The 21,207-nt window shown below is 61.5% G+C and carries 22 protein-coding genes; 15 read left to right on the plus strand and 7 right to left on the minus strand.

The window, feature by feature from the left end; all coding sequences use genetic code 11:
* The first annotated feature begins 72 nt into the window (after positions 1-72).
* From BBJ66_RS12100 to BBJ66_RS12115, 4 genes are all read left to right on the plus strand, one after another.
* Positions 73-801: a FadR/GntR family transcriptional regulator gene (locus BBJ66_RS12100; protein WP_049734927.1), complete on the plus strand. Its 729-nt coding sequence runs from the start codon at positions 73-75 to the stop codon at positions 799-801.
* A 288-nt stretch (positions 802-1,089) separates the two neighbouring features.
* A complete protein-coding gene (locus tag BBJ66_RS12105; RefSeq protein WP_049734926.1) occupies positions 1,090-2,103 on the plus strand; it encodes an ABC transporter substrate-binding protein in 1,014 nt (337 codons plus the stop codon).
* 94 nt (positions 2,104-2,197) lie between these two features.
* On the plus strand, positions 2,198-3,016 hold the full coding sequence (locus tag BBJ66_RS12110) for an ABC transporter ATP-binding protein (protein WP_049734925.1): 819 nt from the start codon (positions 2,198-2,200) through the stop codon (positions 3,014-3,016).
* An 11-nt stretch (positions 3,017-3,027) separates the two neighbouring features.
* The gene (locus tag BBJ66_RS12115) at positions 3,028-3,909 is read left to right on the plus strand and encodes an ABC transporter permease (RefSeq protein ID WP_049734924.1); all 882 of its coding nucleotides are present in this window, start codon (positions 3,028-3,030) and stop codon (positions 3,907-3,909) included.
* An 80-nt stretch (positions 3,910-3,989) separates the two neighbouring features.
* Here the strand turns inward: BBJ66_RS12115 and BBJ66_RS12120 are convergent, their stop codons facing one another.
* Entirely contained in the window at positions 3,990-5,390 is a 1,401-nt protein-coding gene (locus BBJ66_RS12120) for a sensor histidine kinase (protein WP_071087230.1), read from the minus strand.
* A complete protein-coding gene (locus BBJ66_RS12125) occupies positions 5,380-6,048 on the minus strand; it encodes a response regulator (protein ID WP_049734922.1) in 669 nt (222 codons plus the stop codon). The genes BBJ66_RS12120 and BBJ66_RS12125 overlap by 11 nt, the downstream gene beginning before the upstream one ends.
* Positions 6,049-6,238: 190 nt before the next feature.
* Between BBJ66_RS12125 and BBJ66_RS12130 the strand changes: the two genes are divergently transcribed.
* Together BBJ66_RS12130 and BBJ66_RS12135 are read left to right on the plus strand one after the other, a co-directional pair.
* Complete coding sequence (locus tag BBJ66_RS12130) at positions 6,239-6,817, plus strand: isochorismatase family protein (RefSeq protein ID WP_184341901.1); 579 nt, start codon at positions 6,239-6,241, stop codon at positions 6,815-6,817.
* On the plus strand, positions 6,814-7,824 hold the full coding sequence (locus tag BBJ66_RS12135; RefSeq protein WP_071087235.1) for a GlxA family transcriptional regulator: 1,011 nt from the start codon (positions 6,814-6,816) through the stop codon (positions 7,822-7,824). Before BBJ66_RS12130 ends, BBJ66_RS12135 begins: the two co-directional genes overlap by 4 nt.
* Here the strand turns inward: BBJ66_RS12135 and BBJ66_RS12140 are convergent.
* A complete protein-coding gene (locus BBJ66_RS12140) occupies positions 7,819-8,667 on the minus strand; it encodes a carbohydrate-binding protein (protein WP_071087237.1) in 849 nt (282 codons plus the stop codon). The two genes, BBJ66_RS12135 and BBJ66_RS12140, sit on opposite strands and share 6 nt — an antisense overlap.
* 69 nt (positions 8,668-8,736) lie before the next feature.
* A complete protein-coding gene (locus BBJ66_RS12145) occupies positions 8,737-10,530 on the minus strand; it encodes a heparinase II/III domain-containing protein (protein ID WP_071087240.1) in 1,794 nt (597 codons plus the stop codon).
* A gap of 220 nt (positions 10,531-10,750) precedes the next feature.
* On the opposite strand from BBJ66_RS12145, the gene BBJ66_RS12150 reads away from it, so the two are divergent.
* The 7 genes from BBJ66_RS12150 to BBJ66_RS12180 all read left to right on the plus strand — a co-directional run bounded on the left by BBJ66_RS12150 (position 10,751) and on the right by BBJ66_RS12180 (position 18,828).
* Entirely contained in the window at positions 10,751-11,731 is a 981-nt protein-coding gene (locus BBJ66_RS12150) for a carbohydrate ABC transporter permease (protein WP_210293161.1), read from the plus strand.
* Complete coding sequence (locus tag BBJ66_RS12155; protein WP_049732579.1) at positions 11,728-12,564, plus strand: carbohydrate ABC transporter permease; 837 nt, start codon at positions 11,728-11,730, stop codon at positions 12,562-12,564. Before BBJ66_RS12150 ends, BBJ66_RS12155 begins: the two co-directional genes overlap by 4 nt.
* 4 nt (positions 12,565-12,568) lie before the next feature.
* Positions 12,569-13,741: a glycoside hydrolase family 88 protein gene (locus BBJ66_RS12160; protein WP_071087242.1), complete on the plus strand. Its 1,173-nt coding sequence runs from the start codon at positions 12,569-12,571 to the stop codon at positions 13,739-13,741.
* A gap of 15 nt (positions 13,742-13,756) precedes the next feature.
* On the plus strand, positions 13,757-14,866 hold the full coding sequence (locus BBJ66_RS12165) for an ABC transporter ATP-binding protein (protein WP_049732577.1): 1,110 nt from the start codon (positions 13,757-13,759) through the stop codon (positions 14,864-14,866).
* 18 nt (positions 14,867-14,884) lie between these two features.
* Positions 14,885-15,598 carry a DUF624 domain-containing protein gene (locus tag BBJ66_RS12170; protein WP_071087356.1) on the plus strand — a complete coding sequence of 238 codons (714 nt, stop codon included), beginning with the start codon at positions 14,885-14,887 and terminating at the stop codon, positions 15,596-15,598.
* A gap of 28 nt (positions 15,599-15,626) precedes the next feature.
* A complete protein-coding gene (locus BBJ66_RS12175) occupies positions 15,627-16,901 on the plus strand; it encodes an ABC transporter substrate-binding protein (protein WP_049732576.1) in 1,275 nt (424 codons plus the stop codon).
* Between the two features lie 76 nt (positions 16,902-16,977).
* Positions 16,978-18,828 (plus strand): DUF2264 domain-containing protein, encoded by a 1,851-nt coding sequence (locus BBJ66_RS12180; RefSeq protein WP_071087244.1) that lies wholly within the window; start codon positions 16,978-16,980, stop codon positions 18,826-18,828.
* 183 nt (positions 18,829-19,011) lie between these two features.
* Here BBJ66_RS12180 and BBJ66_RS12185 read toward each other — a convergent pair whose 3' ends face one another.
* A complete protein-coding gene (locus tag BBJ66_RS12185; protein WP_071087246.1) occupies positions 19,012-19,521 on the minus strand; it encodes an HIT family protein in 510 nt (169 codons plus the stop codon).
* A gap of 271 nt (positions 19,522-19,792) precedes the next feature.
* On the opposite strand from BBJ66_RS12185, the gene BBJ66_RS12190 reads away from it, so the two are divergent.
* Together BBJ66_RS12190 and BBJ66_RS12195 are read left to right on the plus strand one after the other, a co-directional pair.
* Positions 19,793-20,056, plus strand: a complete 264-nt coding sequence (locus BBJ66_RS12190; protein ID WP_049732587.1) for a hypothetical protein — start codon at positions 19,793-19,795, stop codon at positions 20,054-20,056.
* Between the two features lie 44 nt (positions 20,057-20,100).
* On the plus strand, positions 20,101-20,370 hold the full coding sequence (locus tag BBJ66_RS12195; RefSeq protein WP_049732573.1) for an antibiotic biosynthesis monooxygenase: 270 nt from the start codon (positions 20,101-20,103) through the stop codon (positions 20,368-20,370).
* Positions 20,371-20,448: 78 nt separating this feature from the next.
* Here the strand turns inward: BBJ66_RS12195 and BBJ66_RS12200 are convergent, their stop codons facing one another.
* A complete protein-coding gene (locus BBJ66_RS12200; protein ID WP_049732572.1) occupies positions 20,449-20,868 on the minus strand; it encodes an HD domain-containing protein in 420 nt (139 codons plus the stop codon).
* Between the two features lie 4 nt (positions 20,869-20,872).
* Positions 20,873-21,202 (minus strand): DUF2934 domain-containing protein, encoded by a 330-nt coding sequence (locus BBJ66_RS12205; protein ID WP_071087249.1) that lies wholly within the window; start codon positions 21,200-21,202, stop codon positions 20,873-20,875.
* Between the last annotated feature and the right edge of the window lie 5 nt (positions 21,203-21,207).

Raw genomic sequence — 21,207 nt, forward strand, 5'->3', positions numbered from 1 at the left:
AATCAGGATGTCGCATGTCACCGACCTTGGCAGCATCCGGATCAAAGCCGGAGCGGGGGTCAAGGCGTGGCTATGCAGACGAAGGATCGCAGCAGAGGCACGGGATCGCTGGTCTCACAGGTCGGCGAAAGCCTTCGGCAAGCCATCCTCAGCGGCCAGTATTCCGCCGGCGACAAGCTTCCGAGCGAGCATGAACTGACCGAGACGCATAGTGTCAGCCGAACCGTCGTGCGCGAGGCTGTCGCCGCACTTCGTTCCGACGGACTGGTCGAGGTGCGTCAGGGCGCGGGCATTTTCGTGATCGGCGCCGATCCGGCGCTGTCAGGCCGAAAACTCGACAAGGCCCGCGTCGCCTCCGATCTGGAAGTGCTCGAAATCCGGACGCCTGTCGAAATCGAGGCGGCGGGACTTGCCGCCTTGCGCCGCTCGCCGGCGCAGGAGGAGGCGATCTTCGAATGCCACCGGAAAATCCTCCAGCGCATCGAGACGGATCAATCCATTCGCGAGGCGGATCTCGACCTCCATGTCGCGATCGCCGAGGCGACGAACAACCCGCTGTTCAAACACTTCCTGGAATCGCAGGGAACCGTGATCATCCCGCAGTCGCGGCTCGTTCCGGAAACGAGAACTGCCGAGCAGACCGCTTACCGAAAACTGATCCACAGGGAACACGAAGCGATCGTCATGGCGATCTCGGACAGGGATGACCAGGCCGCGCGCAACGCCATGCGGGAGCATCTGGTCGGCAGCCAGGCCAGATATCGGAACCTGCTGAAGGATCTGCGGAGCTTTACGAGCTGAGGCCTGCCAGAAGCGCTGCCCGCACTTCAGGTTTTCCAGAATTAACCAGCCAACCGCCATGCGAATATGTCGTCAGGAACGAACCTGTTGGCCGGTTGCGCAGCCGCCTTTATTGTGAAGGCCCCTGCACGGCGCGCATCAGCGGGATGCATGGACGGACTGGTTACCCCGTCTGCGGCTGAAAGCTAATTGAAAGCTTCGAGGTCATAGGAAAGGGCAGCATCGTGGAGGAGACACGGTCGAAGTGGCGAGACGACGATGCAGTCACACCACCAGGAGGAGATATCAATGCGTTTTTCACGCAGCCTTTTTCACACCGTCGCTTTTTCCGCGCTGCTGACCGCGGCATCCTTTGCTTCAACAGCTGCCCATGCGGCCGACAAGATCACCATCATGGTCGGCGGCTATGAGAAGCAGATCTATCTGCCCGCCAAACTCGCCGAATCCCTCGGTTACTTCAAAGACGAGGGCCTCGACGTCGAGCTGCTGAACGAAGCTGCCGGCGTCGATGCCGAAAACCAGCTGCTGGCAGGCGCCGTCCAGGGTGTCGTCGGCTTCTACGATCACTGCGTGGACCTGCAGGCCAAGGGCAAATTCGTCGAATCCCTCGTCCAGTTCAGCCAGGCGCCGGGTGAGGTCGAGATGGTCTCGAGCAAGCATCCCGAGATCAAATCGCCGGCCGATTTCAAGGGCAAGACCCTCGGCGTCACCGGCCTCGGCTCGTCCACCAACTTCCTGACGCTCTTCATGGCCTCGAAGGCCGGCCTTCAGCCGGGCGATGTCGTTACCGTTCCCGTCGGCGCCGGCGGCACCTTCATTGCCGCCATGCAACAGGATCAGATCCAGGCCGGCATGACGACCGAACCGACCATTTCGCGGCTGGTCAAAACCGGCGAAGCCAGCGTTCTCGTCGATATGCGCACGGTCGAATCAACCCGAAAGGCGCTCGGCGGCACCTATCCGGCCGCCTCGCTCTACATGGAAACCGCCTGGGTCGACGCCCACAAGGAAGAGGCGCAGAAGCTCGCCAACGCCTTCGTCAAGACGCTGAAGTACATCAACACGCATTCGGCCGCCGAAATCGCCGACAAGATGCCGAAGGATTTCTACGTCGGCGACAAGGACGGCTACATCAAAGCCCTCGACGAGGGCAAGGGCATGTTCACACCTGACGGCGTCATGCCGGAAGATGGCCCGAAGACCGTGCTTGCCGTGCTCTCGGAGTTCTCCAAGAACGTCAAGGGCAAGCAGATCGACCTTTCCAAGACCTACACGACGGAATTCGTCAAGAACGTCAAGTAAGTCAGTCGCGCCGCTCCCGACTCCCAAGCGGGAGCGGCCTTCGTTCGATCATGGGCTTTGCGTGCGCGCCCTCAAGCACGCCTCAGGTATCACCATGCAACAGGACAACAAACAGGTCCCGGCGATCGAGCTGATCAATGTCAGCCGCCGCTTCGTCTCGCCGACCGGCAAGTCGCTCACTGCGCTGCGCGATTTCAACATGACGGTCGCCCGCGGCGAATTCGTCGCCGTCGTCGGCCCCACCGGATGCGGCAAATCGACGACGCTTAATCTCGTGACGGGCCTCGCACGCCCCTCCGCCGGCGAAGTCCGTCTGATGGGCGGGCCGATCACCGGCATCGATCCGCGTGTCGGCTTCGCATTCCAGACCGACGCGCTGTTCCCCTGGAAGAACGTCATCGACAACGTCATGGCCGGGCCGCTGTTTCGCGGCAAGTCACGCGCCGAGGCTGAGAAGATCGCCCGCGACTGGCTGGCGCGCGTCGGCCTGTCGAAGTTTCTCCACCACTACCCCCATCAGCTCTCGGGCGGCATGCGCAAGCGCGTCTCGCTGGCGCAGACCTTCATCAACGAACCGGAGATCCTGCTGATGGACGAGCCCTTCTCGGCGCTCGACGTGCAGACCCGCACCGTCATGCATGAGGAGCTCCTGAAGCTCTGGGCCGAGCGCAAAGCCTCGGTAGTCTTCGTCACCCACGATCTCGAAGAGGCCGTGGCGCTCGCCGACAAGGTCTATGTGCTCACAGCCGGCCCCGCCACCGTCAAGTCGGTCTACACGATCGATCTTCCCCGCCCGCGCGTCGTGTCGGAGATCCGCTACGAGCAGAGCTTCATCGATTACTGCAAGACGATCTGGGAGGACCTGCGCGAAGAGGTCGAGACCAGCTACCGCCGCGCAAGCGAAGCGGCCTGAGGGAGGATATCATGGCACACACCACTCTTGAGGCCGGTTCGGCCGCGCTGTTTCGTCCGGGTACTTCGGATGCCGAGATCGAAGCCTCCGCTCTGAAGGCAATACGCCGGCGCAAGACGCTTGTGCGCTTCTGGCAGATCGCCATCCTGGTCTTCGTAATCGGCATGTGGGAGCTCTCCTCCAACATGCAGTGGATCGATCCGTTCTTCTACTCGAGCCCGAGCGGCGTCGTTGAGCGCCTCTACGAATGGGCGACCGAGGGCACCACCGAAGGGTCGCTCTGGTACAATCTCTGGGTGACGATGGAAGAGGCGCTGATCGGCTTCTTCGCCGGCTCGATCACCGGCGTCTTCGTCGGCATCGGCCTCGGCCGCAACCGCTTCCTGTCGGATATTTTCTCCGTCTACATCAAAGCGATCAACTCGATCCCCCGTGTGGTGCTTGCGCCGATCTTCATCATGATCATGGGCCTCGGGCTGCCGTCCAAGGTGGCGCTCGCCTTCATCATGGTGTTCTTCGTCGTCTTTGCCAACGCCTTCCAGGGCGTGCGCGAAGCCGACCGCAACATGATCGCCAATGCCCGCATCCTCGGCGCTTCGGACTGGCAGGTGACCCGCACAGTGGTCATTCCCTCGGCGATGAGCTGGATCTTCGCCAGCCTGCACGTCTCCTTCGGCTTTGCGATCATCGGCGCCATCGTCGGCGAATTCGTCGGCGCCCGCTTCGGCATCGGTCAGCTCATCTCGATCGCCAAGGGCACCTTCGACGCAGCCGGCATGTTCGCGGCAATCCTCCTCGTCATGGTCGTCACGCTTATTGCGGAATACGTTATGACGCTGATCGAAAACCGGCTGGCGAAGTGGCGGCCGCAGCAACACCTCGATACCCAATAATCAGATCAGCTCCTCCCAAGGCAGATCGAACGAGGGCCGGGCTCGATGCCCGGCCTTCATCCATTCGATGCATCTCGGATTTACGCGAGCGGAATCCGCACGGTCACGACGAGACCGCCGCCTGCCGCATCCCCCAGCGACACCGAACCTCCCGCGCCTTCCACGACCTCCCGAACGATCGCAAGCCCCAGGCCACTTCCCTCGGCTTCGGTCCCCATGATCCGGTAGAAGCGTTCAAACACCTGTTCGCGCTCCACCTCTGGAATACCCGGCCCATTGTCTTCGACAGTGACGACGGCATGTCCATCGGCCTGTCCGACCGCGACGGTTATCCTTCCATTGGCCCGGGTATAGCGAATGGCGTTGTCTATGAGGTTGACCAGCATTTCCCGCAACATCGTGCCGTCGCCCTCGACGATGACGGGTCGGTCCGCTTCCAATCCGACGTCGATATTGCGCCGGAGCGCCTCTTCGGCATGCGCTTCCAGGATCTCGCGGGCAGCCTTGCTGAGGTCGGTCGCATCGCTGCGGGGCCGTCTGCTTCCCGGCTCGGCGCGCGACAAGGTCAGCAGCTGGCTGGCGAGGCGCGAAATCTGCCGCGTGCTGGTGCGAAGGGCGACGAGCGCCTCGTCGCGGCGAGCCGCATCTTCTTCGCGAGCCGCCACACTCGCCTGCGTCGAAATCAGCGCCAGAGGTGTTCTGAGCTGATGGGCGGCATTCGATACGAACCGTCGCTGTGCGGCCATCTGGTTCTGGACACGCTCCATATAGTCGTTGAGCGCATGGACGAGCGGACGCAGTTCGCTCTGCACCATCTCAGGCGGCAGCGGATCGAGACGGTTGCGCCCGCGCTGGCGCACGGCGTCCCGAAGTCTCAGAGCAGGCGCCAGGCCGCGTTGGAGCCCGAGGATGGTCACCAGGCTGGCGACGAAGACGAGCACGAACTGCTTCGAAAAATCCGAAAGCCAAAGCTGCTTTTGCATCGCATGCTGGCTGTTATGCGTCACGGCGACGGTCACGGAAATGGTGCCGTCATCGGGAAGGCCGACGACGGGATGGTCGAGCATGATGACGCGCACGTCGGCGCCATGGAACACCCGATCCTCACCGGCCCGCTGGACCCTCGGCAAGGGCAAATCGGGAAAGCCACTCACCAGGCTGCCCCAGGCGGTGATCACCTGGTAAAACACCCGGTCGCCGAAGCCCGTGTCGAACATTTCGAGTGCAGCCGGCGGCACATCCACCTGAACATTGCCACCCTCGTCGACACGGACGGCCTCGGCGATGACGCGGGCCGAAGCCAGAAGCGTTCGATCCGTCACCAGCTTTGCCGTCGCATCAGCCGTCCAGAAGCTGTCGTAAAGATTGAAGCCGATCGCGCCGAACAGCGTCAGCAGCACCCAGCAGAGCAGTTGCACTCTCAAGCTCTGGCTGAGCCGCGCGATCGTCGCACCGGCCTTTGTGACGACGCTATTCGACATATCGGAGGAGATAACCGAGCCCGCGCAACGTCGCGATCTGAACCGAACTGCTTTCGAGCTTCTTTCTGAGCCTGTGGACGTAGATTTCGATGGCGCTCGGATCCGCCTCGTCGTCGAAACCGAAGACGCTTTCGGAAAGCGCGGCTTTCGAGACCGTGTTGCCAAGCTTCATGACAAGCTGTTCGAGCACGGCATATTCCCGCGGCGTCAGTTGCAGCGGCTCGTCTTCGACAAAAAACTGCCGCGTGCCGCCGGAAAAACGCAGGTTGCCGACGGTGATCTCGGATGATGCCCGATCCTGCCCGCGGCGCACCACCGCACGGATCCTCGCTTCCAGCTCGGCGATTTCGAAGGGCTTGGCGAGATAGTCGTCGGCGCCGCTGTCGAGCCCCGCCACGCGGCCGTCCAGGCTCGCATTGGCTGTCAGGATGATGACCGGGAGCTTGTTCCCCGACTGTCTCAGCCGCTTCAGAAGCGTCAATCCGTCAAGCTTCGGCAGCGAAAGGTCGAGGATCATCGCCGAATACTCCGCCACCTTGAGCAGATGCTCCGCATCCTCGCCGTCATAAGCGATATCGATCGCATATTGCGCCTGCCGCAGGGCCTTGCCCAGCCAGGCCGCCAGATCCTTGTTGTCCTCCACCACAAGCAGTCTCATCCGTTCCCCTTAGCATGGGCAGAGGGTCGAGCGGAAGCGGGCGAATTCAAGACCGCCAGGTGTTGGATGTTACCTGCCGCCCCGTGGATGCCGCCCCGGCAGATGCTGGCGTGAAATGTCCGCTATTTGTCCGGAGCGTGCATTTTCCTCTGTCCTGGGATGACAGAGTATGGCTTCATGATCAACGTCAATGGAGCAAGAAATGTCCGGTCATGATACTGTCCTTCTCGTCATCGACGCTCAGGAGTCCTTCCGGCAGCGCGATTATTGGGACGAAAGTCCCGCATCCGCCTATATCGATCGTCAGCAGGCTCTGATCGACGGCGCGCAGGCCAGCGGGATACCCGTCATCCAGATCTTCCATGTCGACGGAAGCGGGCCGTTTTCGGAAAGCTCCGGCTTCGTCAGGACGCTCGCCCCGCTCCGGATCACTCCGAACGCGACCTTTAGAAAGAGCCGTCACAGCGCGCTCGTCGGTTCCGGGCTCGACGTCTGGCTGACCGAAAATGGCGTGCGCCGTATCATCGTTTCCGGGATTCGCACCGAACAATGCTGCGAGACCACGACCCGCCACGCATCGGATCTCGGCTATCAGGTCGATTATGTCGGCGAAGCCACTCTGACCTTCCCGATGACCGACGCGGCGGGCCGCACCTGGAGCGCCACAGAAATCCGGGGCCGCACGGAACTGGTCCTGTCGGACCGTTTCGCCAGGATCGCGACTGTCGAACAGGCGCTGGCGGCACACACAGAGCAACTCGCCGCATGAGCGAGGCCGCGCAGCCCCTCGATATCCCCGTCTTCGTCGTCGTGCCGCCGCGCGTGCTGCTGCTCGACGTGGCCGGGCCAATTGAAGTGCTGCGCAAGGCGAACCTCGAACAGCGGACAGTGCGCTTCAGCGTCACCTATATCGGTCCGTCGGCAACGGTCGGCAGTTCGATCGGCCTTGCCGTTACCGGCGTCGCCTCCCTGCCGGAGCACTTGCCCGACAAGGCGCTTGTCGTCATCGCCGGCAGCGCCGACGCTCCGATGGAAAACAACCGTCCGTGGGACGAGCAGGAGCGCGACGCCCAGGCCGCCATCGTCGCGTGGCTGAAGCGCGCTATCCGTCCGGGGCTTCGGCTGGTCTCGATCTGCTCCGGCGCCTTGCTCGCGGCCGAGGCCGGAATGCTCGACGGCCGCGAATGCACCACCCATCATGGCTGCGTGGAGGACCTGGCGAGGCTCGCGCCGACGGCGCGTATCCGGGACAACCGGCTCTATGTCGAGGATGGCGAGCGCCTGACAAGCGCCGGCATCACCGCCGGCATAGACCTGATGTTGCATATCGTCGCCGAAGCGGCCGGCCACGCATGCGCTGTCGCGGTCGCGCGGTATCTCGTGGTCTATGTCAGGCGCGGCGGCTCGGACCCACAGCTTTCGCCCTGGCTCGAAGGTCGCAACCACATCCACCCGGTCATTCATCGTGCACAGGATGCGGTGGCCGCCGATCCGGCTCAGAACTGGTCGGTCGCATCGCTCGCGCGCCTCAGCGGCGCCAGCCCGCGCAACCTTTCGCGGCTGTTCAACGAGCAGACGGGCATGAGCGTTACGGATTTCATCAACCGCATGCGCGTCGCTCTCGCCCGCGAGATGCTCGCAGGCTCGAGACTGGATATGGAGGCCGTAGCGATGCGCGCCGGCTTCGGCTCGGCCCGGCAGTTGCGGCGCGCCTGGAACAGGCTGCACGATAGCCCGCCGAGCGCGGCTCGGCCGAGGTCGGCCGCGGGTTCATAGAGTAGGAGGAAGGGCGGCGTGCCGGGCCTCGTCTTCGACGGCGACGGCTGCAGCGCCGGGCGCCTCCGTTCCCCAGATTTCGATCTGTGTCAGCGCCGGATAGGGGGAGCCGTCCTGCGCCTTGATCAGCCCGTGCAGTTCCACCCACTCGACGATGCAGGGCTCTATGGAAAAACCCTGCGCGGCGCCCGATTTTATCAGCGGAAAGAAGGAGGTCCTGCCGTTCGAGAAGGTGACGCTCGCCTGCTCCCACCAGGAATCATGCGGGAAATCCGCCCGGAGGTAGAAGACGATCTCGTCGATCCGAACCGGCCGGCCGAATTCCACCGTCAGGGCGGCTTCAGGATCGCGATTGATGCCCCAACTGGTGTACGGCCAGAAACCGTGATTGTCGTTGGCCTTCTCGCCGTCGATTGCGTTGCGCGCCGCGAACACCGCTTCGCCGCGGGTTTCGACATTGGCGCGGGCATGCGGAAAGAGCGCCCGATTGGCGTGATCGTCCCAGGGGTTCAAAGCGAGATTGCGCCGCTGGGCGAGCTCGTCGGGCCGCGCGCTTCGCACCGAAAGCCGGTGGATATCGCCCTTGAAGGCGTTCGGCGAATAGGACTTGCGCTTGTCTCCGAAAGGCACGGCGAGGTAATAGGCGCTTTCCCTGATGTAGACCAAAGCGGGGTGGATTGCGCTATCGAGAGCAAGGAAGGCATGGCCAGGCTCGGAAGCCTCGACGACGACGCAGTCTCCGTCGCGATAGCTCTGGCGATAGACGAGAAAGGTCTCGTCCCGCCCGGTGGCGCTTGCCAGCACGAACCCGTCGGCATCCACGATCTTCAGCGTCAACTCCATGTTCGTCCTCCTCAGAGCATGATGCCGAAAACTGTGAGCGGTTTTCGGAGGACATCATGCTCTAACTCTTTAATTTATCTGCAATCTCAGGCGCTTGCCGGCAAGCGGCACACGCAGCCGATAGAGCTTTTCGGGCCAGCCCGATCTCAGCCTGGCGTCGTCCACCTCGATCTCGTCGATTTCGATTTCGCCGGCGCCCTCGGCAAAAATGCTGCCGAGATCGGCGAGATCGATCCTGTCGGAGATGACGGTCGGCGCGAGGCACGTCATCAGCGACAGGAGCGCCGGCCGGTCGCCGTCATGGGTATCGACGATCTCGACATGGCGGCCTCGCAGCAGGGAGACCGCGCGGCGATAGCTGCGAAGTTGCGCTTCCTCGGGATAGGCGCCTGATATTTCGAGGGATATGCGCGCGCTCGCCTCGCCGAATTCGACCTCGACATTCCTAGCGCCGAAGGCTTCGCCGGCGGACTGCATAACGCCTGAAAATGTCGGCAGGTTGTGATAGGCCGATTGCATCGTCCAGATCTCGTAGCGCCGCGGCGAGAAGGTCTTGGCGGTGTAGGTCTCGACGCCGACATCGATCAGGAAAGGACGTCCGTTCTTGTAGAGCGTCACGCTGCCGACATCGTTGTGATTGTGGCCCTCGCCATTGTTGCCGCCCTTGACCGCGAGCGAAAACTGCCCGTCGCGGGCGACGAACAGGCCGATGCCGGGATAGAAGATATCCCGCCCGGGCGCCGCATTCGGCTCGGCCTTCGGAATCGCCGGCCCGGTCAGCAGTTCCTGCACGCGATACCAGAGGTTCCATTCCCCCGGCAGATGCGGGCTCTCGGCTGCCGCCCGGTCGGCCGCGGCGAAGGCCGACAGCATCTCGGAACCAACAGCCTTGCCGAACAGATATTCGCGCGCGCTGCAGGGTTCGACCGCGGCGGAGGAATCCGCGAAGTTGAAATAATGGCGGCCGGCCACATGCATATGGGCGATATATTCGGCCATGTTGCGGATCTTCGGCTGCCGCCAGACCTCGCCGAACAGGCCGGGCGCCACGCTATCGAGCACGGTCAGCGCGCCATGCAGGCAGAGTGCGGCGTGGCGATAATAGACCACGCCTTCCTCGCAGGCGCCGTCCTCGGCGTAGTCCTTCAGGAAGGCATCGAGGCTGCCGAGCGCCTTTTCGGCGACGGCGCGGCGCACCGGCTGATCGGTCGTCAGCGAGAAGGTGGTCAGCAGGACGTTCTGGGTGATCCAGGCCGTCCAGTTGTTCATCCGCTCGTCGCCGTGGCCCATCCACCAGAAATGCCGGCCGAGATAGGGCGTCAGGATGCGGGCCTCGATCTCGAGTTTCACACGCGCGGCAATCTCCGGGCTGACGCCGTCGAGCGCATCGCCGAGCAAGGCGACGATCGTTGCCAGAAGGGCTGCCGTTTCGGCGGCGAAGAGATCGACGACCGGCTGCGAGTTGTCGGGAAGCGGCAGACGCGGGCCGCCGCGCCCATAGGCATTATGCGCCGGAAGCTGCCAACCGCTCTCCTCGGCGATCAGGAAGATGCCGTCGACGATGCCGGGCAGGAACCGGCCGCTCCCTTCGACGAGTTCGCCCAGCACCAGATCGTTGAGCATCCGCCGCCGCGTGAAATAAAGCGCCTCGAAGCGCGAGCGATTGCCGGTCGCCGTATATTCCCGGTAATCCGAAACGGTGATCAGAGGCCATGAGCGCACAAGTGTGGCTTCGGCGTCGCGCACGACCACGTCCCGCACCGCCTGCGGCACTCCGTTCCATCTTTCACGATCGGAGCAGACGGCTCCCGGCGTGAAATCGCCGAGGACGTCCGGCAACGCGCCTGAAATCTCGCTGAACATGTCCCTCCCCGTAGCGGAAAAAGCATCGACCGGCCTCTGGCCTCCATCCTCACCTATCATATGTTTTCGGCGCTCGCCATAAAATTTGTATGATCTATTCAGAACTTGTTTGACCAATACCGGAGATGTGCTATGTCCTTGGCAGGAGGAAGAACAGGCGGCGCCCATCCGCCCGAACGGCTCTGGATTTAGTTAAAGAAGCCCGGAAGCCGCCAACGGAATGCTCGACCAGGAGGAAGCATCGGTGTCCATATCGAATTCGGTCATCGCCAGGGATGGCGCCCCGGCAACTCCACGCCGGAAGGTCGCGGCTCTGTCCAAGCGCCAGCGCAAGATTCGCAGCGCGCTCGTCGCCTATTCCTTCATCGCGCCGAATTTCCTCGGTTTCGCCGTCTTCACGCTCGGCCCGATCCTCTTCGCTTTTGCGCTCGCCTTCATGCATTGGGACGGCTCGAATGCCATCACCTTCGCCGGGCTGGATAATTTCTGGCGGCTGTTCGACGACAAGGCCTTCGTCGCGGCCTTCTGGAACACGATCATCTATACGGTCGCCTCGGTGCCGGCGACGCTGCTCTGCGCGCTCGGCCTCGCCGTCCTTCTCAACCAGAAGATCGCGGGGCGGAATTTCTTCCGCACGGCGATGTTCTTTCCCTATGTCGCTTCGCTGGTCGCGGTCGCCGTCGTCTGGAACATGATCTTCAATCCCGAGATGGGACCGGTGAACATGATCCTCTACACGCTCGGCCTCGACCCGAAGAACATGCCGGGATGGGCGGCCGATCGTCACTGGGCGATGGTGACGGTGATCCTCTTCGGCATCTGGAAGAACATGGGCTATTACATGGTCATCTACCTGGCCGGCTTGCAGGGCATCAATGCCGAGCTCTATGAAGCCGCCGACCTCGACGGCGCCAATTCCTGGCAGAAATTTATCCATGTCACCGTACCACAGCTCGGGCCGACGACCTTTTTCGTCACCGTCATGCTGACGATCCAGTCCTTCAAGGTGTTCGACCAGATCTTCATGATCACCCAGGGCGGCCCCGGCACCTCGACGCTCGTGCTCGTCTACCACATCTATAACGAGGCCTTCATTTCCTGGGATCTCGGCTATTCCAGCATGATTTCGCTGGTGCTGTTCTTCCTTGTGCTCGCGGTCACGGTGTTCCAGTTCCGCCGCCAGAGGGAGGACGAAGCATGAGGATCGCCGGACGCAGGGTCACCGTCAAAACGGTCCTTCTCTATGCCATCGTCATTACGGTAACGGTGGTGATGCTGATGCCCTTCGCCTGGATGCTCTCGGCATCGCTGAAACTCAGCCGCGACGTCTTCGCCTTCCCGATCGAATGGATACCGTCTGAGCCGCAATGGCAGAACTACGTCGACATCTGGACGAAGATCCCGCTTGCGCTCTTCATCTACAACACCTCGAAACTGACGATCATCGTCACGCTGCTGCAGCTCCTGACCTCCAGCTTTGCCGCCTACGCTTTCGCCAAGCTAAACTTCCCTTATAAGAACACGCTGTTCCTTGGTTATATCGCCACCATCGCCATGCCCTGGCAGGTTTATATGGTGCCGCAATTCCTGCTGATGCGCGAGTTCGGCCTCAACAACACGCATCTGGCGCTGATCTGCCTGCAGGCCTTCACCGCCTTCGGCGTCTTCCTGATGCGGCAATTCTACATGTCGATCCCGACCGAGCTTTGCGAAGCGGCCCGCATCGACGGTATGAACGAATATCAGATCTGGGCGCGCATCATGCTGCCGCTCTCCAAGCCCGCCCTCTCGACGCTGACGATCTTCACCTTCGTCAGCACCTGGAACGATTTCCTCGGGCCGATGATCTATCTCACCAAGACCGAGCTGAAGACCGTCCAGATCGGCCTGCGCATGTTCATCTCGCAATATTCGGCCGAATACGGGCTGATCATGGCGGCCTCCGTCGTCGCCCTCGTGCCCGTTCTCGTCGTCTTCCTCGCTCTGCAGCGCTTCTTCGTCGAAGGCATCGCCTCGACGGGACTGAAGGGTTAAAGCCATGAATGCCGTTTCAACAGTTGCCCCGCAGCCGATCACCGACAAGGAAGTGAATGCCGCACTCGATCTTGCCGTCGAGCAAGTCAGGCGCAACCTTCCCGATTTCACCTATGCCGCGCAGAACCATTCGAGCGTGAACAATGTCTATCCCGCCGTGGCGAACGACCAATGGACCGCCGGCTTCTGGCCGGGCGAGCTGTGGCTTGCCTTCGAGCATAGCGGCGAGCCGGTGTTCCGCCATGCCGCGCAGATCCAGGTCCAGTCCTTCCTGCATCGGATCGTCAACCGCATCGAGACCGATCACCACGACATGGGCTTCCTCTATTCGCCCTCCTGCATCGCCGCCTGGAAACTCGTCGGAGACGAGGACGGCCGTAAAGCCGCGATCCTCGCCGCCGACCAGTTGATCGAACGTTTCCAGCCGATCGGCCAGTTCATCCAGGCCTGGGGCCGCAAGGGCAAGGCGGAAGAATACCGCTATATCATCGACTGCCTGTTGAACCTGCCGCTACTCTATTGGGCAAGCCGCGAAACCGGCGATCCGAAATATCGCGAGATCGCGCTCATTCATGCCCGCACCACGCTTGCCAATTCGGTGCGGCCGGATGATTCCACCTATCACACCTTCTACATGGACCCAGTCACCGGCGCGCCGGTGCGCGGCGCCACCAAGCAGGGCTACAGGGATGACAGCGCCTGGGCGCGCGGACAGGCCTGGGGCATAGCGGGCATGGCGATCTCCTATCGCTACGAGCGGATCGAGAAATATATCAGGAGCTTCGACCGGCTGCTCGCCTTCTATCTCAACCGGCTGCCGGCCGACATGGTGCCCTATTGGGATCTGGTGTTTTCGGATGGCGACGGCGAGCCGCGCGACAGCTCCTCGGCCTCGATCACCGCCTGCGGGCTGCTTGAAATGGCCGAGCTCGTCGACGCCGAAGCCGCCGAACGCTATCGCACGCTCGCGCGCCGCATGATGAAGAGCCTGACCGACCATTATGCGGTCAAGGATCCCACTGTCTCCAACGGACTGGTGCTGCACGCCACCTATTCGAAGAAATCGCCGTTCAACACCTGCCGTGGCGAGGGCGTCGATGAGTGCGTCTCCTGGGGAGATTATTATTACATGGAAGCTTTGACGCGCCTTTCGCGCCGCTGGTCTTCCTATTGGTGACGTCAGGAGAACCCGATGGCCAGCATTTCACTTAAAGAGCTGAACAAATCCTACGGCGCCCTCACCGTCGTCCACGATATCGACCTCGAAATATCAGACAAGGAATTCATCATCCTGGTCGGCCCCTCCGGCTGCGGAAAATCGACGACGCTCAGGATGATCGCCGGCCTCGAGGAGATCTCGGGCGGAGAACTCAAGATCGGCGGCGACGTCATGAACGACGTCCCCTCCAAGGATCGGGATATCGCCATGGTCTTCCAGAACTATGCGCTCTACCCGCATATGACCGTCTACAAGAACATGGCCTTCGGCCTGCAGCTGCGCAAAGTGTCGCGTGATTTCATCGATAAACAGGTGCAGGATGCCGCCAAGATCCTCGACATCACCCATCTCCTGAACCGCAAGCCGAAGGCGCTTTCGGGCGGCCAGCGCCAGCGTGTCGCGCTCGGCCGCGCCATGGTGCGCAACCCGGCCGTCTTCCTGCTCGACGAGCCGCTGTCCAATCTCGACGCCAAGCTGCGCGGCACGATGCGCTCTGAGATCACCAAGCTGCACAAGCGCCTCAACGCCACCTTCATCTACGTTACCCACGACCAGGTAGAAGCCATGACCATGGCCGACCGGATCGTCGTCATGAAGGACGGCCATATCCAGCAGGTCGACACACCGCAGAACCTCTACGACCGCCCCGTCAACATGTTCGTCGCCGGCTTCATCGGCGCGCCACAGATGAACATGCTGCCCTCGACCATTCAGCGCCGGGGTGATAGCTACGTTGCCGTCTTCGACGGCCGAGAATTGCCGCTGCCCGCCCATTTCGACAAGAGCAGGATCGCTCCCTATGAGGGCCGCGAACTGGTGCTCGGCATCCGCCCGGAGAACTTCCACGAACTGCCGCCGGCCGACATTCCGCCCGAAAATCTCGCGCCTCTGAAGGCGGTGGTGGAGCTTGCCGAACCGATGGGCTCGGAAGTGCACCTGAACATGGTCGCCGGCGGACGCAATCTCATCGCCCGTGTGTCGCCGCGCTTCCGGCCCGATATCGGCGAGGAGGCGAGCCTCGTCGCCGACATGAGCAATGCGCAGCTGTTCGACACGGAAACGGAACGCTCGATTCTCTACTGAGCGCCTGGAGAGATGGCCATGCAATGGTTGCGGGAGATGTGGACGAAGGAGGGGCCGGGCATTCCCAAGGATGCTCCGAAGAGGACCGGCCTTGCTCTGTTTGCCGAAATCCTCGTCCGCGAATGGTGGGAGATGGTCAAGCTCAACATCCTGTTCATTCTCGCTTCACTCTTCGTGGTGACACTGCCGGCAGCACTCGCCGCCACGGCCCGCGTCTCGGTGGCATTGGTGGAAGACCGCAACACTTATCTCCTGCGCGATTTCACCGAGGCGTTCCTGCGCTATTTCTGGCGCGCCACCGCCTGCGGCCTGGTCCTGGCGGGCGCGCTTGCCATCGGCGTCCATGCGATTGCCACATATGCCGCCGGCGCCCGGGACAATCTGGCGCTCGCCGCCCCGCTGGCGATCGCCCTCGTCGCGGCCGCTTTCCTCGCGGTCACCGCCTGCCATCTCATCGTCCTGATGGTGATGCGCGACCTGCCGGCTCTACGACTCTTTCGCCTCGCCGCACTTGCCTCCGTCGCCCGCCCTCTCCCAGCGCTTGCCGCGCTCGCCTTCAACGCCGCGCTGTGGCTGGCGCACATCCTCTTCTATCCGGTTTCCGTGTTCATGCCGGCGACCTTCAATTTTTCACTCGGAATGTTCGCCGTCGCATTCGCCGCCCATCGCGCGGCGGAGATGGTCCTGGACTTGCCGACGCACGCCAAACCGCATGCACAAGACGCTTCATAAATAACTGATCCAGGGAAGGAGAACAGGAATGTATTTGGATAATATCGGGAGGACGGTGAAACTTGCCGTGGCAGGTTTCACTCTGGCCGCGACGACGGCAGGCGCAGCGCTTGCTCAGGACGCCGTGACGCTGAAATGGGCTTTGTGGGACTGGGACAAGACTGCCTACTACAAGCCGCTGATCGAAGCCTATCAGGCCAAGCATCCGAACGTGAAGTTTGAGCCGATGGACCTCGGCTCGCAGGACTACCAGCAGATGATCTCGACGCAGCTGACCGGCGGCTCGAAAGATATCGACATCGTCACCATCAAGGACGTGCCGGGCTACACCAATCTGGTGCGCGCCGGCAACATCGCCGATCTCAGCGGCTTTGTGACCGATCAGAAGATCGATCCGGCGCCCTATGGCGGCCTGATCGAGGAGTTGACCATCGACGGCAAGATCTATTCGCTGCCGTTCCGCTCCGACTTCTGGATCGTCTATTACAACAAGGACATCTTCGACAAGGCAGGTGTCCCCTACCCCAGCAACGACATGACCTGGGCGCAGTTCGACGAGACCGCCGAGAAGCTCACGGGCGGCATGGGCACCAACAAGACCTATGGCGCGCTGCTGCATACATGGCGCTCGACCGTCCAATTGCCCGGCATCCTCGATGGAAAACACACGCTGGTCGATGGCGATTACGCCTTCCTGAAGTCCTGGTACGAGCGCGCGCTCACCCTGCAGAAGGATGGCGCCATCCCCTCTTATGCCTTCCTGAAGACATCGAACACGCATTACTCGGCGCTCTTCTTCAACGGCACGATCGGCATGCTGCCGATGGGAACCTGGTTCGTCGGCACCCAGATCGCCAAGGTGAAATCGGGTGAATCGAAGAGCAAGAACTGGGGCATCGTGAAGTTCCCGCATCCCGACGGTGTGGCAGCCGGCACGACGGCCGCACAGATCTCGGGGCTGGCGGTCAACGCCAATTCCGAGCACAAGGCTGCCGCCCTCGACTTCATCAAGTTCGTCACCGGCCCGGAAGGCGCGGCAGTCGTCGCGTCGACGGGCACCTTCCCGGCGCTCAAGACCGCCGACGTCAGTGCAAAGATCGCGGCGACACCCGGTTTCCCCGCAGACGAGGCCAGCAAGGAGGCGCTGATACCATCGAAGGCCTATCTGGAAATGGCGGTCAATCCGAACGCCGCCAAGATCGAAGTCGTGCTCAACCGCGTCCACGATGCGATCATGACCGACAACACCCCCATCGATGACGGCTTGAAGGAAATGACCGAAGGCGTGAAGGCCATCAAGTAGCCTCACGAAATGCCGGCGGCCGCGGACCATCACATGGCCCGCGGCCGATCCTGTTTCAGGAAATTTTGAGCTGACGATGATATATGATCCCACCAGAGCCAATCCGCTTTCCGGCAATCCCCTGAAGACTCGCGATGATCTGGCAAAGGCCGTCAACGATCTCTTCGAGCCGCTTCTGCCCTATTTTTCCGAAGGTGGCGCCCGTGTGCGCCTGGGCGCCACCGGCGCGATCTTCGACCGGGCGGCGGCGGATCTGGAAGGATTTGCGCGGCCGCTCTGGGGCATCGTCCCCCTTGCCGCCGGCGGCGGCCATTTTCCGCATTGGGATCTCTATCGGCGCGGCCTCGCAAATGGGACCAACCCTGATCATCCCGAATATTGGGGCGATCTCGCCGACCGCAACCAGCGGCTGGTCGAGCTTGCCGCCGTCGGCTTTGCGCTGGCGCTCGTGCCCGAACATATCTGGGAGCCGCTTGATGACACCGACAAGAAGACGGTCTCTGCCTACCTCATCGCGGCACGCGAACTGGAATTCATCGACAACAACTGGAAATTCTTCCGCGTCCTCATCGATCTCGGGCTGGAGCGCGTTGGTATTCCTTTCGACTACGGGAAGACCGTCGCCTATCTCGACGAGCTGGAGGCTTTCGATCTCGGCGAGGGCTGGTATCGCGACGGGCCGGTGCGGCGGGTCGATCATTACATCCCCTTCGCCATGCATTTCTACGGCCTGATCCATACGGTGCTGGCGCGCGGCGACGATGCCCGCAAGGATCGCTTCCGCGATCGCGCCCGGACCTTCGCGAGGGATGTCCGCCATTGGTTCGGCCCGGATGGCGCTGCCCTTGCATTCGGCCGCAGCCAGACCTACCGTTTCGCGGCCGGCGGCTTCTGGGGCGCGCTTGCCTTTGCCGGCGTCGAGGCGCTGCCCTGGGCGGAGATCAAGGGCTATTACATGCGCCATATCCGCTGGTGGTCGGTACTGCCGATCGCGGACCGCGACGGCGTTCTGTCCATCGGCTACGGCTATCCGAACCTGCTGATGAGCGAGAGTTATAATTCTCCCGGCTCGCCTTATTGGGCGCTGAAATTCTTCCTGCCGCTCGCCCTGCCCGAGGACCATCCCTTCTGGACCGCCGAAGAGGCGCCGCAGCCGCAATTCCCGGAAGCGGTGACGTTGAAGCCGGCGGGTATGGTCGCCATGCACACGCCCGGAAATGTCGTCGTGCTCTCCTCCGGCCAGCAGCACGACAAGATGCGCGGCGCCAACGAGAAATATTCGAAATTCGTCTATTCCACCCGCTACGCCTTCAATATCGAAGCCGACGACCGGAATTTTGCCGCCGCAAGCTTTGAGGGCATGCTCGGCCTCTCCGACGACGGCACCCATTTCCGCATGCGCGAAACCCTCGACGAGGCGCTGATAGCAGGCGACCGGCTCTATTCACGCTGGCGCCCCTGGAATGATGTCACCATCGAAACCTGGCTCGTTCCCGCAAACCCCTGGCACATCCGCATCCACCGCATCGCCACGCCGCGTACGCTCAGCACCATCGAGGGTGGCTTTGCGATCGAACGCGCCGATTTCAATGCCGATCGATCCGAACAGGCGGAAGGCAGGGCCGTCTGGTACGGACGCACGGATGTCAGCGCGATCGTGGATCTGTCGGCCCGTCCGAGGGCCGGCCACGCGATGAGCCCGATCCCCAACACCAACCTCATCCACGCCAAGACCCTTCTGCCGCAGCTCCGCGGCGAAATCGGCGCAGGGACCACCGTCCTCGTCACCGCGGCGATGGCATTGCCCAGCGGGGAGAACTGGGCAGAGGCGCTCGCCAATCCGCCGGCTTGCCCGGATCTCGACGAACTGCAGCGGCACTTTCGCGAAAACGGCATGCGCGTGCCGGCCTTTGCTCTCCTGATGTAGCTGCAATCCCGCCACCACACCAACTCATTACACTTCGCGGATCACATCGTCGGGATATGAAGCGAGTTACGTCGCCCTGGCGAAAACACAAGACCAACCTCTGGCGACGGCCGACCGAAAGATGGCGGACGCCGCACGCAGCGAAGGCATCACCATCCTCGGACCACTCGGGCGTGGTGAGGCCTAACTGCGATTAATCAGCTCGGAATGGTACGCCTCAGCGATCTGCTGCGCCCATTCTGCCATTTGATCGTCCGGTATCTGCAGAACGCCATGCTCTGCCATCAACGCATGGTATTGCTGCTTTTCAAGCGGCACGCCTGAAGGCAAGGGAACAACGTGAAAATGTAAATGGCTATTGGCTTGCTGACTGCCGAGTGAAAGCACATAAATTCGCTCGGCGTCGAACAGCCTTTTGAGGGCGCGCGACAAGATGTGAACCTTCTCCTGCAATCGAAGATATTCGTCTGTCGATATATCTTGCGCCAGATCCTCACGGTGCTCCTTCGGACTGACCAGGCAATAACCCGGAAGAGTCGGATATTTGCTCAGAAAGATGATGGTCTCATCGTCCTCGAAAATGCGATGATGAAAGCAAGCGGGCTCGTTCCTGACCAAGCCGCAGATAAAACATGGCCTTGTTTCAATGCCGCGCACATAGGCCTTGAGATCAAATGGTAGGCGTTCGTTCATTGCTGAACCTCTCCTGCGCGGCTTCGATTGTCGATGATACGTCGACCGATATTGTCATCGTATACTAAAGTGCGTACCCATCTTTCAGATTTTCCGAGCTATGTATTTACCTTCTCGTGCGCCATTAATATTTTCGGATTACTGATAATAATCATACCTACCCTCTCAATTTCATAACTTAATTCTCCTAAATAAATATTATTGAAGTGAAATCCTGACAGGCTTGGTGGTATACTATGATTTCATTTTGGAACTATGGGAGGAGGATGCAATGCCTACCATAATGATCTATCACGACGTCAAAGACACGAAACACTGGCTCGCCTCGCCTGTTCGCAAGCAGGTGCTAGAACCCATCGGCGTCACGAATATTCGCACCTTTACAGACCCGCAAACCTCTAACCGCGTCGGTTTGGTCATGGACGTTGCGGACATGCAAAAGTTGATGGACTTCATGCAGACCAAGGCCGCGGCTGATGCGATGGCGAGTGACGGCGTCCTGCCCGAGACCATGATGTTCCTGGTTCAATCGTAGCACACATCTCAACGAGACTTGGAAACGCAACGAGGGAGGATGATATGACGACGTTATTCGTCAGACACGAGGTCTCCGACTACGCCACCTGGCGCAAGACATACGATGCGTTTCAACAGGTGCAAAAGGCCAATGGCGTTACGGCGGAAGCCGTCTACCGGGCCACCGACAATCCGAACGACATTACCGTTACGCACGAGTTTGCCACGCTGGAAGCGGCTCAGGCTTTCAGTAAGCTGGAAGAACTGAAGGCAGCGATGCGCAAGGGAGGGGTGCTCGGCACTCCGATCGTGTGGTTTGCCAACAAAACGTGAAATGGGGCAAACGCCCGTGGCCGCTCGCGGCACATGAGATGAAGGCGCAGTAGCGCGCGCGCGCGCTGCCGAGCGCTCTTATTGCCAGTTCCTCAGGGTACGCAGGAGATCCAGGCCGCGCTGGTATTTTTCCGTTTTCTTGCCGGCATGTTCGGCCTGGCGGAGATTGTCTTCGAGGTCGGCCTGTTTGACCGGCAGGGCCAGCGGATTGGATGCCGCACGTCTGACGAAATCGTCATCCGGCTCGTCGGGCCGCCGCGTCAGGGCATCGACCGCGGAGATAATTGCCGGCGGAAAGCCTTCCTCCCTCAACCTGTCGAGCGTCCACCCGCTTCCCTTCTCGACGACGTCATGAAGATAGGCGACCGTTCGGGTATCGTCGCCGGAAACGAGAAGTGCTACCCGCTGGCAGTGCTCGAAGAACGGCCGGTCAGTCTTGTCAACCTGGTCTTCATGCGCCTCGAGAGCGATTTGGATGGCGTGGTCGAGATGCTGCATCGGATCACGGCCCTTCGGTCTTCCTGATCTTCCGCTGGGACGGCTTTTCGCCCGTCGTCATTTCGATATCAGGCACGGGAAAAACCTGGGTAACCCGGCCGCGCTTTGGTGGCGGCCGATCGAAATCGCCGCTCTCACCGGCGCCCTGAAGCAGCGCCGCATCATCCCTGTCGTCTTCATCGAGCAGGTCCTGCAGCGTCTCATGCTCGTCCTCGCCGGCCAGTTCATCGCAGGCTTGCAGCCAATGGCGCTGGTCCGCACCATCCGGGCGACCCTCGGCCTCCCAGATTTCGTAAGCACGGCGACGTATCTGCTCGTGCTTGTCTATAGCCATGATCT

Origin of the sequence: Rhizobium sp. RSm-3 (assembly GCF_001854685.1) — a bacterium.
Lineage (GTDB): Bacteria > Pseudomonadota > Alphaproteobacteria > Rhizobiales > Rhizobiaceae > Rhizobium > Rhizobium ecuadorense.

Excerpts from the sequence above, each read along its gene's own strand:
- BBJ66_RS12160 (WP_071087242.1), top strand. The coding sequence starts at position 12,569 with ATGAATGCCGTTTCAACAGTTGCCCCGCAGCCGATCACCGACAAGGAA.
- BBJ66_RS12165 (WP_049732577.1), top strand. The coding sequence starts at position 13,757 with ATGGCCAGCATTTCACTTAAAGAGCTGAACAAATCCTACGGCGCCCTC.
- BBJ66_RS12200 (WP_049732572.1), bottom strand. The coding sequence starts at position 20,868 with ATGCAGCATCTCGACCACGCCATCCAAATCGCTCTCGAGGCGCATGAA.
- BBJ66_RS12110 (WP_049734925.1), top strand. The coding sequence starts at position 2,198 with ATGCAACAGGACAACAAACAGGTCCCGGCGATCGAGCTGATCAATGTC.
- BBJ66_RS12190 (WP_049732587.1), top strand. The coding sequence starts at position 19,793 with ATGCCTACCATAATGATCTATCACGACGTCAAAGACACGAAACACTGG.
- BBJ66_RS12135 (WP_071087235.1), top strand. The coding sequence starts at position 6,814 with ATGAGCGAGGCCGCGCAGCCCCTCGATATCCCCGTCTTCGTCGTCGTG.
- BBJ66_RS12170 (WP_071087356.1), top strand. The coding sequence starts at position 14,885 with ATGCAATGGTTGCGGGAGATGTGGACGAAGGAGGGGCCGGGCATTCCC.
- BBJ66_RS12125 (WP_049734922.1), bottom strand. The coding sequence starts at position 6,048 with ATGAGACTGCTTGTGGTGGAGGACAACAAGGATCTGGCGGCCTGGCTG.
- BBJ66_RS12115 (WP_049734924.1), top strand. The coding sequence starts at position 3,028 with ATGGCACACACCACTCTTGAGGCCGGTTCGGCCGCGCTGTTTCGTCCG.
- BBJ66_RS12120 (WP_071087230.1), bottom strand. The coding sequence starts at position 5,390 with ATGTCGAATAGCGTCGTCACAAAGGCCGGTGCGACGATCGCGCGGCTC.
- BBJ66_RS12205 (WP_071087249.1), bottom strand. The coding sequence starts at position 21,202 with ATGGCTATAGACAAGCACGAGCAGATACGTCGCCGTGCTTACGAAATC.
- BBJ66_RS12185 (WP_071087246.1), bottom strand. The coding sequence starts at position 19,521 with ATGAACGAACGCCTACCATTTGATCTCAAGGCCTATGTGCGCGGCATT.
- BBJ66_RS12140 (WP_071087237.1), bottom strand. The coding sequence starts at position 8,667 with ATGGAGTTGACGCTGAAGATCGTGGATGCCGACGGGTTCGTGCTGGCA.
- BBJ66_RS12175 (WP_049732576.1), top strand. The coding sequence starts at position 15,627 with ATGTATTTGGATAATATCGGGAGGACGGTGAAACTTGCCGTGGCAGGT.
- BBJ66_RS12145 (WP_071087240.1), bottom strand. The coding sequence starts at position 10,530 with ATGTTCAGCGAGATTTCAGGCGCGTTGCCGGACGTCCTCGGCGATTTC.
- BBJ66_RS12150 (WP_210293161.1), top strand. The coding sequence starts at position 10,751 with ATGCTCGACCAGGAGGAAGCATCGGTGTCCATATCGAATTCGGTCATC.
- BBJ66_RS12180 (WP_071087244.1), top strand. The coding sequence starts at position 16,978 with ATGATATATGATCCCACCAGAGCCAATCCGCTTTCCGGCAATCCCCTG.
- BBJ66_RS12105 (WP_049734926.1), top strand. The coding sequence starts at position 1,090 with ATGCGTTTTTCACGCAGCCTTTTTCACACCGTCGCTTTTTCCGCGCTG.
- BBJ66_RS12130 (WP_184341901.1), top strand. The coding sequence starts at position 6,239 with ATGGAGCAAGAAATGTCCGGTCATGATACTGTCCTTCTCGTCATCGAC.
- BBJ66_RS12195 (WP_049732573.1), top strand. The coding sequence starts at position 20,101 with ATGACGACGTTATTCGTCAGACACGAGGTCTCCGACTACGCCACCTGG.
- BBJ66_RS12155 (WP_049732579.1), top strand. The coding sequence starts at position 11,728 with ATGAGGATCGCCGGACGCAGGGTCACCGTCAAAACGGTCCTTCTCTAT.
- BBJ66_RS12100 (WP_049734927.1), top strand. The coding sequence starts at position 73 with ATGCAGACGAAGGATCGCAGCAGAGGCACGGGATCGCTGGTCTCACAG.